This is a genomic window from Glutamicibacter sp. NPDC087344, assembly GCF_044744225.1.
GTDB lineage: Bacteria > Actinomycetota > Actinomycetes > Actinomycetales > Micrococcaceae > Glutamicibacter.
Window position 1 is genome coordinate 82,939 of sequence record NZ_JBIUXY010000010.1, and the last position, 14,947, is coordinate 97,885.

At 55.0% G+C, this 14,947-nt stretch carries 11 protein-coding genes; 8 read left to right on the plus strand and 3 right to left on the minus strand.

All coding sequences use genetic code 11. The features are described 5' to 3' along the window. Window positions 1-45: 45 nt before the first annotated feature. Complete coding sequence (locus ACIOWL_RS16855; protein ID WP_400387667.1) at window positions 46-360, minus strand: hypothetical protein; 315 nt, start codon at window positions 358-360, stop codon at window positions 46-48. A 177-nt stretch (window positions 361-537) separates the two neighbouring features. Here ACIOWL_RS16855 and ACIOWL_RS16860 point away from each other — a divergent pair, with 177 nt between their 5' ends. Beyond that, the gene (locus tag ACIOWL_RS16860; RefSeq protein ID WP_400387670.1) at window positions 538-1,257 is read left to right on the plus strand and encodes a M50 family metallopeptidase; all 720 of its coding nucleotides are present in this window, start codon (window positions 538-540) and stop codon (window positions 1,255-1,257) included. Here ACIOWL_RS16860 and ACIOWL_RS16865 read toward each other — a convergent pair. Both ACIOWL_RS16865 and ACIOWL_RS16870 read right to left on the minus strand, forming a co-directional pair. Next, window positions 1,222-2,412 carry a YihY/virulence factor BrkB family protein gene (locus tag ACIOWL_RS16865; RefSeq protein ID WP_400387672.1) on the minus strand — a complete coding sequence of 397 codons (1,191 nt, stop codon included), beginning with the start codon at window positions 2,410-2,412 and terminating at the stop codon, window positions 1,222-1,224. The genes ACIOWL_RS16860 and ACIOWL_RS16865 overlap by 36 nt on opposite strands. A gap of 551 nt (window positions 2,413-2,963) precedes the next feature. Further along, entirely contained in the window at window positions 2,964-3,506 is a 543-nt protein-coding gene (locus ACIOWL_RS16870; RefSeq protein WP_400387675.1) for a TetR family transcriptional regulator, read from the minus strand. Window positions 3,507-3,682: 176 nt separating this feature from the next. Between ACIOWL_RS16870 and ACIOWL_RS16875 the strand changes: the two genes are divergently transcribed. The 7 genes from ACIOWL_RS16875 (at window position 3,683) to ACIOWL_RS16905 (ending at window position 14,868) form a co-directional block, all read left to right on the plus strand. Beyond that, window positions 3,683-5,215 carry an ABC transporter substrate-binding protein gene (locus ACIOWL_RS16875; protein ID WP_400387678.1) on the plus strand — a complete coding sequence of 511 codons (1,533 nt, stop codon included), beginning with the start codon at window positions 3,683-3,685 and terminating at the stop codon, window positions 5,213-5,215. Window positions 5,216-5,260: 45 nt separating this feature from the next. Then, window positions 5,261-6,202: an ABC transporter permease gene (locus tag ACIOWL_RS16880; protein WP_400387681.1), complete on the plus strand. Its 942-nt coding sequence runs from the start codon at window positions 5,261-5,263 to the stop codon at window positions 6,200-6,202. Window positions 6,203-6,231: 29 nt separating this feature from the next. Continuing rightward, window positions 6,232-7,944 carry an ATP-binding cassette domain-containing protein gene (locus ACIOWL_RS16885; RefSeq protein WP_400387683.1) on the plus strand — a complete coding sequence of 571 codons (1,713 nt, stop codon included), beginning with the start codon at window positions 6,232-6,234 and terminating at the stop codon, window positions 7,942-7,944. Next, complete coding sequence (locus ACIOWL_RS16890) at window positions 7,941-8,780, plus strand: ATP-binding cassette domain-containing protein (RefSeq protein ID WP_400387685.1); 840 nt, start codon at window positions 7,941-7,943, stop codon at window positions 8,778-8,780. Before ACIOWL_RS16885 ends, ACIOWL_RS16890 begins: the two co-directional genes overlap by 4 nt. Next, window positions 8,777-10,546 (plus strand): glycoside hydrolase family 3 protein, encoded by a 1,770-nt coding sequence (locus ACIOWL_RS16895; protein WP_400387688.1) that lies wholly within the window; start codon window positions 8,777-8,779, stop codon window positions 10,544-10,546. The genes ACIOWL_RS16890 and ACIOWL_RS16895 overlap by 4 nt, the downstream gene beginning before the upstream one ends. Continuing rightward, window positions 10,543-13,302, plus strand: a complete 2,760-nt coding sequence (locus ACIOWL_RS16900) for a family 78 glycoside hydrolase catalytic domain (RefSeq protein ID WP_400387690.1) — start codon at window positions 10,543-10,545, stop codon at window positions 13,300-13,302. The genes ACIOWL_RS16895 and ACIOWL_RS16900 overlap by 4 nt, the downstream gene beginning before the upstream one ends. A 777-nt stretch (window positions 13,303-14,079) precedes the next feature. Beyond that, on the plus strand, window positions 14,080-14,868 hold the full coding sequence (locus ACIOWL_RS16905) for a transglycosylase family protein (RefSeq protein WP_400387692.1): 789 nt from the start codon (window positions 14,080-14,082) through the stop codon (window positions 14,866-14,868). Window positions 14,869-14,947: the final 79 nt, after the last annotated feature.

A 14,947-nucleotide genomic window follows, 5' to 3' on the forward strand; every position in this document is an offset into this window, starting at 1 on the left:
TAGTCAACGTAGCACTCGACCCCGACAAAAAGATTATTCTGGTTCTTACTGGTCAGTTGCTTTCTTTTTGCCGCCCAGCAGCAGTGAGAGGACACCGACCCCGGCGGTTACCGAGTTGACAGCCGGCCAGGCGCCCATCTTTTTGGCCAGCGGGTGGGAAGCGCCAAACCCGCCGAGGTAGGCACTGATCAAGGCCACCGCCGTGGCGGTACCTGCATCCTTCTTCCAGATGAGGAATGCGCCAACACCGGCGGCACCCAGGACCACTGCTGCCAGCGGACGCTTTTTGGTCGCACGGCCGGTTGCGTAGCCACCAGCAAGACCGGTCACGGCAAGCGCAGTTGAAGCCAAACGGGACACGAGGAACCTCCATATAGATAAGTAGAGCTGATGACCCCATCTTATGGTGAGCAGCTGTGACTATTCCTAGAACATGACCAACACCGTGTTGTGCGTAGCCGCACCGCACGCCGAGCTTGGAAGAATGGAAACGTACTACAGTCGCAGGGCGCATCCAGCCCGAGCAGGAGAGCTGAAATGAACCTGAATATTGGCGAAGCTTGGGCTCGCCTCGCACAGCCGGTTGCCGTGGACCTGCAGAGCTGGCAGTGGGTTGCGCTGGCCGCTGTGGTGGGCCTGCTGGTGCTACCACGCCGGGTCTGGCGTATTACCGGCTTGTACTCCACCCTCGTTCACGAGATGGGGCACATTGTCGCGGCCATGCTGACCGGACGTTTTGTGATGGGGCTGCGGTTGGGATGGGATCATTCCGGGGAAGTTGTCAGTCGTGGCCGCGGAAAGTTCTCGGTCATTTTTTCTGGTTTGTTCGGCTACCCGGCCCCGTTGTGGGTCTCTGCTGTGATGCTGTGGGCCGTTTCGGCGGGGTACGCCGGCCGGGCGCTGGGTATTTATGCGCTGTTTTTCGTGATCGCCCTGTTTTTCGCCCGCAACTGGCCTGCGCTAGTGGTGTGCCTGATCACTTCCGCGGTGGCATTCGCGGTGGTTTTTTTCGCTCCGGCCAGCGCCTACATTTATCTTGCCTTGCTGATTTCCGGCTTCTTGCTCCTGGCCGGGGTCAAGGACTTTGTGAAGGTGATTGCGGTTCACACCTGGCGGCGGCAGGACGTTGGCCAGTCTGACGCGTATCTGATTGCCCACGCGACTGGTACCTTCGCCAGCCTCTGGCTTGTGGTGATGCTGATCTTGGGTGCCACCGGGTTTTTATGGGCGGCCAATAGCCTCATCAGTCTCTTCTGAGACGTGCTGCTCGGCGGCCCTTTTGACGACCCAGCGGGAAACGAGCCAGGCGACGGTGGCGCCCAGCACGACGGGTGCCAGCTTGGTCTTGCGCCGTGTTTTTCCGGATGGATCCATCTGCATGTCCTGTAGCGGGTCCCCGCCGTGCTGAATCCGGATGTCCTGGGCTTGGACAAGGTCGCGGTAGTTGGAGAGGGATTTTTTGGCGATGAGTGTTGAATCGCGGATGGGTAGCTGAACGACTTCTGCCGCGGGCATCCCGGTGCGCAATTGCCGAAGCCTGATGAATTCGATATCCACCAGCGCACCGAAGATCAACGCAATGTTGCTGACCCAGCAAGCGATGATCAGCACGATGAGACCACCAATGGTTCCATAGGTCGCCGAGTAGGTGGCGAAATTGCTCAGATAAAAGCTGAAACCAACTACCGACAATCCCAGAATGATGAGCGCGGTGATGGTGCCGGGCGAGAACCACTGAAACGTCGGTCGTTTGACGTTGGGCGTGAAGTAGTAAAGCAGGGCAAGAACCAGCAGGAACACGACGAGCAGGGCTAGTGGTTTAACCAGGTTGACGATCGTGACGAAGTTGTCTCCGAGACCGAAGATATTACCCAGTGCCATGGCAACGGAACCGGAGACCGCAAGCAGCACCATGGTCACTACCGCCAAGATCATGATCAGCAAGGTGATGAAGAACATCTGGGGGCGGCGCTTCCACTGCGGGCGCCCCTCGCTGACCTTGAAGAGCCGGTTCATCGACCGTCCGAAGGCCGTGACATAGGCCGAGGTGCTCCATAACGCGCCTAACGAACCGACGGTAATGGCCAGTGTCGTCCCGGTCGCATGGTCCGAGAGCGTAGTGAGAAGCTGTGCCGCCGTAGTCATCAATTGTTCAGATTCGGCGCTGAGCGTTTCACCGTTGGGTGCCAGCGCCCTATTTAGCACTTCCAACATCCATTCGGTGCCGTCTTCGCTGGCTCCCACCAACGTCAGCAGTGAAATCAGGGCCAAGAGGCCCGGGAACATTGCCAACACCATGTAGTACGACAGCGAAGCAGCGCCATCAAGCCCTTCGGTTCTAAAAAACTCGCGGACGGCCCGCGGGTAGCAGAGATACGCCTCGCGCCATCTTTCCTTCGTTGAACTTTTCATCACGGCAAGAGCTTCCTCTGCTGCCCAATGCCGGGCTCCGGACCTAGTAACTTAAGGTTCAGACTACCGAAAAACGGTTCTGGATAGGCCAAAATGTGTACATACTGAGGATTCCACGCTTCAATTTCGCATAAAGTCGACCCGGCGATTCTGGAATCTCCTCAGCAGTCTTTATCCAGGTAAGCGACTTAGTGTTCTCGATTAAAGCTTGTGTATCTGTCAGGGTTGTGGAGGATCGGATTGCACGTTTTCCAGCTCTGCCTAGCACTGGACTTCGAAATATCGCTGTGCGCAAGTATCTTGGTGCGGGCCTGCAGGTCCGCAGGATGAGCTGGCTAAAACACTCTGCAAAGGTGGCGACTGCATCAATATCTTGGTCGAAGCTGATCTTCATTGGTTGATCAGAGTAATTTTCCATTGAAGTCGCATGTGGGGATACAGGAATCAAGCCACAAATTTATGGCTACGCACACCTCTTCTCCTCTGGGCTTCCATTGAGTGAGAATATCGCTAGCTCCGCTTGGGGAGCTATTCATCGTGGATGCGCGGAACTATGGGGCATCGATGAGTTGGTTATCAAGGAATGTCCGCATTAATTCAGTTTGAGAATGCTTTCCGACTCTATAGAGACGCTGGAGCTGCAATCCGTCGGATAGTGCAATGAGGAATTGCGCGGCCGCTTCGGGGTCAACACCAGTGCGCAGCTGACCTTCTTTGGCGGCTTCGGCGAATCCACGAGTCACGTTTTCCAGGACCACCTCGTATCGCTGGGTGAAGTACTGGTGGGCGGGGTGATCGGCAACGGAGGCCTCTGCGGAAAGGATGGCAAAAAGTTGTGTGAGATTATCTTCCGCTTCGTCGCGGGAAACGATGTTCAGTACACCTCGCAATAGGTCCGCCCCATGGCGCCCTAGGAGGTGATTATTGGCATCGAGATCGCGTTCCTTCAGGACTTCCTCGAGCAATTGCGCCTTGGTTGGAAAGTGATTCGTGATGCCCGGCACGGTCATCTCGGCGCCTCGTGCAATTTCGGCCATGGAGCTATTGAGATAGCCGTTTTTGGAAAAGACCTCGAACGCCGAGGCCAAGATCATCTCTTTGGTCTTGAGGGTTTTGGCGTATTCGCCACGAAGTTTACGGGTAGCAGTCACACGGCAAATTTAGCAGATTGACCAAGTTTCTTAAAACCTTTGACACCGAAGATTTTCGTGTTAGGCTCACTTCAGCGCTCGTCGATCGACCGCACTCACACCTTCTGGAAGGATGCCGTATGTTGCGCCGCACGAAGTTCACTGTTGTTGGAAGCCTGGTCGCAGCGCTTGCTTTGGCAGGTTGTTCAGGCTCCGGAAATGCCACCACATCTGATTCCGAAACACCCAGCGAGCTTCGTTTGGGCGTCGTAACTCAGCTCACTTCTTTTGCCCCGTGGGAAGCCTCTTGGGCTAACCAGTCTCCGTATCTTCAAGCCGTTTACGACACACTGTTGCGTACTGAACCCGATGGCACCATTGTCGAGGGTCTGGCTACCGAATGGACATGGGATGAAACTCGTACGCAACTGACACTTAAGTTGAGAGACTCGGTGACATTTACGGACGGAACTCCGCTCACCGCAGATGTTGCCGCGGAGAACCTCACCCGATTCCGCGACGGTACGAGCGAAAATGCATCGTTTCTAGCAGGAATGAAATCCGCCGAAGCAACTGATGAAACTACTCTGGTCATCACGCTGAATGCACCCGACCCGGCGCTCCCTGTCTACCTGAGCCAGAATGCTGGTCTAGTTGGTGCTCCAGCTATGTTCGACTCGGTTGACGCCCAAACTACACCGGTCGGTTCTGGACCATACAGCTTGGATGTTGACGAAACTGTGGTGGGCTCGAAGTACGTCTTCGATCGGAATCCGGAATATTGGGACCCGGAGAATACTCACTACGACGAAATTGAAATGACTGTCTACGGAGATCCCACCGCGCTGATGAACGCTGTTAAAGGCGGTCAGGTGGATGCTGCTAACGCCCAATCACCAACTCAGGGCCCGGAAGCTGAAGCTGCAGGGTTCACTGTAGAAAACTACGAACAGAACTGGACTGGGTTCCTCCTCTCTGACCATGATGGCAAGGTCAACAAAGCCTTGGGTGATGTACGTGTGCGTCAAGCCATTAACTATGCACTTGACCGCGAGGGACTTGTCCAAGCACTCGCAGGGGGTCTTGGAACTACAACCACCCAGGTTTTTAGTCCTAGCACTGCGGCCTATGATCCGGCCCTCGATAATCGGTATCCACATGACGTAGCAAAGGCCAAGGAATTGCTTGCTGACGCCGGATATCCGGACGGCTTCACCCTAACGATGCCCAGTAACGATTTTGTGCCTGAATCCGAATTTGCGATTTATGCAGAACAGCTGGGGTCTGTGGGAATCACCGTTGAGTGGGAACCAACTGGAGATGATCTTTTTGGCCGAGTGCTAGGTGGTGACTGGGCAGCCTTTAACTTTCTGCTACAGCTAGATCCAACTCCGTGGCAGACGGTTCAGTTTTCGATGCTTCCCGAATCCGTATGGAATGTTTTCCACGGTGCCGACGACACAGTAGCGAAACTTGCGGAGGTAATTCGTACAACCGAAGGAGCTGAAGCCGATACAGCAGCCAAAGAACTGAACGCGTACATCGTTGAGCAGGCGTGGTATGCCCCGGTGTATCGCCCCTACTCGGCATTCATGACGAATGCTTCGACACAGGCCAAAGTGCAAAGCGATAACGCTGTGCCGTACTTGTGGAACATCCAGCCCGCTCAGTGAAAGGAATAGTGTGTCCGGCACTAGTTGGACATACCGATTTAAACCATGACTTCCTTTATCTTTCGCAGACTACTTTCCGGTGTTCTCACCTTGGTAACAATCAGCGTATTTGGGTTCGTGCTTTTGTATTCAGGTGCCCATGACATTGCGCGCCGGCTCGTTGGAAACACTGCAGCACCCGAGATCGTTGCACGCAAGGAAGCCGAACTCGGGCTTGATCGACCCCTGATCGAGCAGTTCGTCGAATGGGCAACGGGGGCTATCAGTGGTGACTTGGGCCGATCATGGTTTTCCGGTCAGTATGTCGTTGACGCATTGGCAGCGCGACTACCGGTAACGCTTTCGCTCACTCTCGGAGCCACCGTACTCACACTGATTGCTGGAATCATGATTGGAGTCATCGCCGCCAGTAAACGTGGGGTAGCGGACCGAGTCACTCAAGTGATCTCGTTCGTCGTTTCGGCGGTTCCAGGATTCCTAATTGCTTTGTTCCTGGTTTATCTTTTCGGTCTGACGTTGCACTGGCTTCCTGCGACCGGATATATCCCCATAGAAAAATCGTTTACCGGATGGCTTTCGACGATAACACTCCCCATCGTCGCTCTGGCCCTAGGCGCGACCGCCAGCGTTGCCCAACAGGTTCGTGGAGCAATGATCGATACCCTGCGGCTGGACTACGTGAGAACCTTGCGATCGCGGGGTCTTCCATACAACCGCGTGGTGTACCGTCACGTGCTGCGCAATGCGGCCGGTCCGGCACTGAGTATTCTCGGGTTGCAAATCATTGTGATGTTCGGTGGAGCGGTCGTCATTGAACAGGTGTTTTCGGCACCAGGCGTGGGACAAGCCGCTGTGGCTGCCACCATTCAAGGCGATGTGCCATTGGTGATGGGAATCATTGTCGCGACAGGCCTATTTGTACTCATCATTAATCTTGTAATCGATCTGATTCAAGGTCTACTGAATCCGAAAGTGCGTGTGTCATGAGAGGGAAAAGCTCAGCTAACAAATCTATCGTGAGCAGACTAATGCGTAATCCCATGGGGTTCCTCGCTACGGCGTACCTCGGTGTGCTTGTTCTTGTCGTCGTGCTCGGCCCGTGGATTGTTCCATACGACCCCAACGCTGTTGATCTTAAACTTGTTCTCGCAGCCCCGGGCGATGGCCATCTGCTGGGAGGCGACAGCGCAGGCAGGGACGTATTTTCCCGTCTCATCGTTGGAACTTCAGTGAGCCTTGCCAGCGCTGCTGTTGCGGTCGCAGTCGCGGCAGTTTTGGGGGTGAGTTCTGGGCTCATCGCTGGCTATCGGCTGGGATGGTTCGATACCCTGACAAACTGGCTGACTTCTGCCATCTTGTCATTGCCTGCGATCGTGGTCCTACTTGCCGCCCGCGCCGTGCTCGGACCATCGATTTGGATCATCATGGTAGTTTTCGGCATTGTCTTGGCACCGTCTTATCACCGCATCGTTCACGGTGCGGTACGGGCTGTGCGCAACGAGCTGTACATTGATGCGGCTCGCGTCGCTGGCCTGAGCGACCTCAGGATTGTTGGACGGCACATCCTTACTGCGGTAAGAGCTCCGGCAATCTTGTTGACAGCAGGCCTATTTTCGGTAGCCATTGCGATCCAGGCCAGCCTAGATTTTCTTGGTGTTGGAGATAGTACGCTGCCCACCTGGGGTGGCATCCTTAGCGATGGTTTTGCCAATATCTCGCGTACTTCTTTACTTATGATCTGGCCAAGCATCATCATCGCCGTTACCTGTCTAGCCTTGAATCTTTTTGGCAATGCAGTGCGTGATGAATTGGAACAGACTGGTGACAGCCGTGCCGCAAAAAACGTTGAATGGAAACGAGTACAAGAACCCCATAGCCCGCTGCGCCATAGTGAGGACATCTCCAGTAATCCCGTTCTGAGTGTTGCGGACCTTTCCGTCGCCTACCGACACGCCTTGGGCTGGAATACCGTAGTTCATGGCATTTCGTTGGAGATTGCTCCGGGGGAGATCCACGCGTTGATCGGTGAATCGGGGTCTGGCAAATCACAAACTGCTTTTTCGATTCTGGGCTTGTTACCTGAGGGCGGGAAGGTTGTGTCGGGAGACATCAGATTTGCGGGTCTGAATCTCACCCAGGTCGATGAGAAGGAGTATGCCAAGCTACGAGGTCAACGCATTGGCTACATTCCCCAAGAACCCATGTCGAATCTCGATCCGACAAGAACTATCGGCGCGCAATTGCTAGAACCCCTGCAACTGGTCCTGAAGGTCAACCGTGGTGAAGCCACTGATCGGATCATGGAACTTTTGGATCGTGTGGGAATCCCCGATCCGCAGCGCTTATTCCGGCTCTACCCACATCAGATTTCGGGCGGTATGGCACAGCGAGTTCTGATAGCCGGCGCGGTGAGTCTTGAACCCGAACTGATCATTGCTGACGAACCGACAACAGCTCTGGACGTTACCGTTCAGGTTGAGATTCTGAACCTGCTGCGAGAACTTCAAACAGAACGAGGAATCGCCATGCTGCTGGTAACCCACAATTTTGGTGTCGTCGCAGACCTTGCGAACAGGGTTTCTGTGATGAGGGAAGGAACCATCGTCGAGCAGGGCACCGTGACTGAAGTTTTCGCCGCACCACAACACGAATACACTCGGGGACTTTTCGATGCACTACTTGACGATGCACCGGCGCGTGGTGCGCTTGCAGAGTGGGAGCTGGCATGACATCAACATCTAACCCATTGCTGGATGTCCGAGGGCTTCGAATAACTTATGCGTCCCGAGGATTTCGGCGATCGAATCCCGAGATTCTTCACGGCGTTGATTTGGACGTTCGTGCAGGTGAAACCGTTGGACTAGTAGGCGAATCGGGGTCAGGGAAATCGACCTTGGGGCGTGCGGTTCTGGGATTGGTTCCGGTAACCTCCGGTGAAATTCACTTCGCGGGTCAACGAATTGATACCTTGAAAACACGTGAACGACGAGGCCTGGCAACCAGTATTCAGGCGGTATTTCAGGACCCCTACTCATCGCTGAGCCCCTCGCTGACCATTGGCGATACTTTGTCTGAACCGTTGCGGGCCCAAGGAATCCAGCGCTCAGAGGCAACGCGGCGAATTGCCGAGTTGCTTGACTTAGTATCTCTACCCGCAGATGCGGCCAGCCGTCTGCCACGAGAATTCAGCGGCGGGCAACGTCAACGGGTTGCCATTGCGCGGGCGCTGGCCCTGAAACCACGATTGATCGTTTGCGACGAACCAGTATCGGCTCTTGACCTAACAACTCAAGAGCGGGTTCTCAAACTCTTCTTAGATGTCCAAGAACAAACAGGCGTGGCTTACCTTTTCATTTCTCATGACCTGAACGTAGTACGCGCCCTGTGCCACCGAGTCGCCGTCATGGCTGGTGGCGACATCGTCGAAGCAGGCGATGGGGCAATCGTGACGAGCAATCCACAGCACCTTTACACCAAACAACTTTTGCTTTCGTCTCCGGTTGCCGACCCGGTTCGCCAGGCAGAACGCCGTGCACTACTCCTTGCCGGAAAGGCTACTTCATGACCGTGATACAGACTCTAACTCAGCAAGCGCAGCAACGTGTGGCGAGCCTCGACATAGCAGAGAAAGTGGGGCTACTTTTTCACCCGATGATCATGCTGCATCCCGGGCAAGACTTTGATTCCCCGTCACCCATGGGCCCATCGTTGAGGGAAATCATCGTTGAAAAGCGTATTCGTTTCTTATGCCTAGCAACGATCGGTTCCCCGGAACAAACAGCTGAAATGATCGAACGGTGCCAAGAATTCGCGCGTGCGGAGGGCAGTGGAATCCCCTTGGTATTCTCCACGGACCCACGACATTCCTTTATTCAGAACGATGGTGCGTCGCACCGAGCTCAAGGTGTGTCACAGTGGCCAGAGCCCATTGGGCTCGGTGCCATTAACGATCCAGATGAAGTACGTCGCTTCGGAGAAATCGTTCGCAAAGACTACCGGGCCATGGGCATCAGAATGGGTCTACATCCGCAGGTAGATTTGACCACGGATGCTCGGTGGGCGCGTCAAGCTCAGAGTTTTGGAACAACCGCTGCACAGACATCAAGACTACTCGAAGCCTACTTACGTGGACTGCAGGGCGAAAATCTCAGCTCATCGTCGGTAGCAGCCGTCATTAAGCATTTCCCTGGCGGGGGCGCTCAGCTTAACGGCGAAGACCCGCACTTCCCCTATGGGCGCGAACAAGTGTATCCGGCGGGAAAGTTTGAAGAACACCTAGAACCATTCCGGACTGCCATTGATGCAGGGGCAGAGGTCATCATGCCGTATTACGGTATGCCCATGGGGCTGACTCGCAACGGTGCGCACATTGCGGAAGTGGCGTTTGGATACAACAAACAAATCATCACCGGTTTGCTCCGTGAAGAGCTGGGCTATCAAGGAATGGTGCTCAGCGACTTCGGGCTGGTTACAGACGTGGAAATTTTTGGAAAGCCGTTTCCTTCGCGGGCTTGGGGTGTAGAACACCTCAGCATTCCTGAACGCTATGGACGGCTACTTGACGCAGGAATCGACCAGTTTGGCGGTGAGCACGATACAGCCTCGGTTTTGCAACTCATTGCCGACGGTGCGCTAGCAGAAAGCACCGTGGATCGCGCCGCTACTCGGGTCATGAAGCTGATGTTGCGGATGGGAGTATTCGCCGATGCATCGGATGACATAACTGATGTGCGCCAAATCCCTGCGCGGGCCGATGTCGAGGCGGGTGCACGGGCGCAAAGCCGGGCCGTAACCATACTTAAAAACGACTCGGAATTGCTACCGTTGGCGGCTGACTCTTACAAGGTCTATGTGGAGGGGATAGATAGTGACTCTTTGCCAGCGTCATGGCAGAGCGTGCCACTAGAACAAGCCGACCTAGCCATTCTTCGACGAAATGCTCCCTTTGAACCGCGCGATACATATTTTCTGGAACAGGGGATGCAACAAGGGTCGCTGGAATTTGAATCACAGGACATCGCACACATTAATTCGATAGCTCGTGCCGTTCCCACAGTTCTTGTTGTGTGCCTTGCACGGCCAGCGATCCTTACCCCAGTTGTAAATGAAGTCCGCAGCCTGGTAGCAGAATTCGGAGTCAGCGACCTAGCCCTGATCGATGCGATAACGGGTTCGATCGCTCCAGAGGGGCGGTTGCCTTTTGAAATTCCGCGGACAATGAAAGCCGTAGAAGAAGCAGACGAAGACGCGGGTGCAAATACACAAGATCCACTGTTTCCCTTGGGATACGGACTTGACCTGTCAATTCCAGTAGTAAGCGAGTACCAATGAGTTCTGTAGTTCTCAGAGCAGAGTATCGTGGCGATTCGCCTTTTGTCGCGACCGCGCGTCCACGGTTGTCATGGGTTGTACAAACCAACGAATCAGGATGGGAGCAACATCGCGTTCAGTTGCAACTGGATTCTTCGCAAACCATAGAGCTGTTCACATCGGAGAACACTTTTGTCGCGTGGCCATTTGCGGATCTAGAAGAAGACGAAATCCATCATGTAAGGGTTCGCATCGAGGCCGCAAGCGGTGGCTGGAGTGCCTGGTCGTCGAACCTCAAGCTACGGTTGGCGACGCGTGGGACTTGGACGGCACCATTCATCGGGTTACCTGATCCTCAACGCGCCGCGCAGCCGGTCATGCTGAGTCATGATTTTGACGTACAAGATGGACTTATTGACGCAGTGATCCATCACTCTGCCTTAGGGGCTGCAACGGTCCTAATCGACGACCAAGCAGCCGATGATGCGGTCTTGAGTCCGGGATGGACCAGTTATGAATCCCGGGTCCTCTACGATTCCTTCGAAGTGACAGACAGGCTATCGGCCGGTACTCACCGTCTAGCAATAGAGCTGACCGGTGCGTGGTACACGGAAGAATACGGGTTCGGACCGCAGGGCACTCGCGTCTACGGGGAACAACCAGTAGCGGCACTAGAACTACGATTACGCTATGCCGATGGATCCATGCAGAGCATCGTCACCGGCTCGCACTGGTTAGCCGACGGGGAGAATGAAATTGTCGACTCGGGGATATACAAAGGAGAATTCCTCGATACAAGGCGCCGCCGTACTGGCAGCGGTGTTCCTGCAAGTGTCACGGAGGTTGATGCCGCACCTGTTCCTCGAACGCACGAGCCAGTTCGTCGAGTACGGGAGCTAAGCGTGCGCACGCACTGGCAAGCTCCAAATGGCGGTTACATCGTGGATTTTGGACAGAATCTGGTCGGGAGAATCCGGTTGCAAGTAAGCGGACCCGAGGGATCTGAAATTACGGTGCGTCATGCTGAAGTCATCGAAAATAATGAGCTGGCGACACGCCCATTGCGCCGTGCGACCGCAACCGATAGGTTCATTCTATCGGGCGCACCGGATCAGGTAGTGGAACCACGTGGAACATTCCATGGCTTCCGCTATGCCCATATCGATGGATGGCCTACGGACTTTGATCCGCGACACGTTACCGCGGTGGTTCTACACAGCGATATGAAACAAACCGCAGAGTTTAGCTCCTCGCATCTTGGACTGAACCGGCTCCACGAAAATGTCGTATGGTCTATGCGCGGCAATTTCCTCTCCGTGCCCACAGATTGCCCGCAACGTGATGAACGATTGGGCTGGACCGGAGACGTGCAGAGCTTTGTCCCGACAGCCAGCACTTTATTCGACTGCGCCGGATTCCTGGGTAGCTGGCTTGAGGATCTTGAATTTGAGCAGGAGCAACGTCATGGAATCGTTCCCTTTGTTGTGCCTGATGCGCTGAAGTTTCCGGTCGGCCCTATGGCCGCCTGGGCCGATGCGGCAACGATCGTGCCCGACACACTGACTCATCGTTTTGGCGATGAACAGGTTTCGGTCCGCCAGCTGTCCAGTATGCGCTCCATGGTGGACGCCGTTCAACCATTCGTGGATGATTCAGGCATTTGGCAGAAGCATAATCAATTTGGCGATTGGCTCGATCCGGATGCTCCGGCTGACGCACCAGGGGCTGCCAAAACTTCTAGCGATATTGTGGCTACGGCATACCTCTACCGGTCCACCTTAATAGTGGCTCGATGGCTGAGACAGCAGCAGTCAACGTTGGCTATGCAGTACGAACAACGTGCCGAACATACCCGGCGAGGGTTTCACGACCATTTCGTTACTCCTGCCGGCCGCATGGCGTCGGACGCGCCCACTGCGTATGCACTTGCTCTGCACTTTGGCTTGGTCACTGATTCGACCATCCGTGAAAAATTGGGTCAACGCTTGGCCGACCTAACGCGTCGTAATGGATACCGTATTGCTACGGGGTTTGTGGGCACCCCGATCATTCTTGATGCACTCACCGACGCTGGCCATCCGGACGTTGCGATGCAGCTACTTCTCCAATCGGATTTTCCATCCTGGCTCTATCCTGTCTCCATGGGCGCTACGACAATATGGGAACGCTGGGATTCCTTGTTGCCGGACGGATCCATCAACCCTGGAGAAATGACGTCGTTTAATCACTACGCGTTCGGTGCGGTGGTGGATTGGCTTTATCGAAGGCTGGCGGGAATCGAACCAGTAGCCGCCGGTTATCGCAAGATCCGTTATGCTCCTGTTATTGCACGTCAGATCGACGAAGTGAATGCCTCTCTTGAATCACCGTCGGGACGTATTGAAACTTCGTGGTCAAGGAAAGGCGACCAAGTGCACTGCCACCTGGTCGTTCCGGCTCACGCGACAGCCGAAGTCAGCTTGCCAGATGGCCAGGAGTACACGGTTGGAACGGGAACATACCACTGGCTGATTGACGAAGCTCCGGTCGAGTTTCAGAAGCTCCACTTCGGTTCTACCTTCCGGCAATTAGCTGATGATACCGAGGCGCGGGAAGCACTCTGGGCGCCGATTGAGCAGTTCAATTCTGAGCTAGCGGCGACTTTACGCAAGCGCATCGATTGGACATTGGAAGACCCCCTGCCTGTTGGCCTATTTGATGTACCGCCGCCGGTGCAAAGCGAGATAGCTCAGGGCTTGGAACGGCTGAATCAACTGCGATTCAATCCGAACCAATAGGCTACTTCAGGGTCTACATGCATAGACACCGTCGAGCGGTGTCTATGCATGGCTTGAAATCGTTATTCATGGCACTGCGAGATTCCAAGGGGCCAATCTTTTGAGTCGCGGAATCCTTGGAGAAGAATCGATGGCCGTGGTGCGGGAGAGGAACCGCAACCTGGTCGAGGAACCTAGTCGAGGATTAAAGTGCCCTCGCGCTGGTTTTGCGCCTGCGCCCCCATGCCGTGAATAGAACTTTGATGGCCGAACAAGACATGACGGGTAATAATTGCACGTTGTTGGCGCCCGAGACACGTTCAACTGGAACTACACTGCGGCGGTACTTCTTCGTTGTTCCGTCGATGAACGATGACCCCACTGGTATTGCAGCGAGAGACGTTCAGCGACGGGTCTCTAGGAGCGAATACCTCATTCAAAATGACGGGTTCTATATCACATTTGTAGGCTATGAATCCATTTCGAAACAGTAACGTCTCAGGGGGCTGCATGGCGTTTGGGGGCTCCCTTTGGGCGGATTTCTTAAATTTTTTTTCCTACTATGACCTGTATATTTGTTGAATCTGAGGATTTGCTGAGTTGCCAAGGCCCGGGGGAAGTGCGCTATCGTCTTTCATAACGTTTCGATAACACTCGCGGTGTTATGGGGAAACAGGTACTGCCGGAACTTCCGAATCGCTCGTCAGGGCAGTGCTTAATCAACGTCGAAATGCGACGCTGAGCGGTGCACAAGGATGGTCTTGGAAGACCTGAGTGCTGGAAGAGCACTGGAGAATTATGATCCAGCAGAAGACTAAAAAGATCATCCGCCGTGGCGGAGCTACCCTGGCTGCTTTCGCTGTAGCAGGTGGCGCAATGGTTGCCACGACGGCACCTGCCTCCGCGGCAAGCACCTGGGACAAACTGGCTCAGTGCGAGTCCGGCGGTAACTGGTCCATCAACACCGGCAACGGTTACTACGGTGGCCTGCAGTTCTCGGCATCGACATGGAAGGCTTACGGCGGCAAGGGCCAGGCCAACAACGCGTCGAAGGCTGAGCAGATTCGTGTTGCCACCAAGGTTCAGCAGTCGCAGGGCTGGGGCGCATGGCCAGCATGTACCGCGAAGCTTGGAATCAGCGGTTCGCCATCGGGCACCTCCTCGGCAGCGACTTCCACCAAGCAGTCGACCTCAACTGCCAAGAAGTCGACCTCGACCGCCAAGCAGTCGACGTCCACTACGAAGAAGTCGACCTACTCTGCCAAGAAGTCGACCGCCCAGAAGACCCAGTCGTCTTCGAGCAGCTACGACCGCACCGCAGCTACCCAGTCGGTTAAGTCGACCAAGTCGGTTGCTTCGGCTTCCTCGGGCAAGCGTGTTGCAGCTGCCCCGGCACCGGTGACCTACAACATCGACGTGACCGATTCCGGCAAGAACTACACCGTCAAGTCCGGCGATACCCTGGCAAAAATTGCCAATCAGCTGGGTATCCAGGACTGGCGCGGACTGTTCGTTTTGAACGATGATCAGTTGACCAACCCAGATTTCATCATGGTTGGCCAGACCCTGAACGTTCCAACGAAGTAATTTCGCAGGACGTATCGCAAGTCCCATGATCGGTATCTCACCGGTCGTGGGACTTGTGTTTTGTGCCTGGGGATATGCA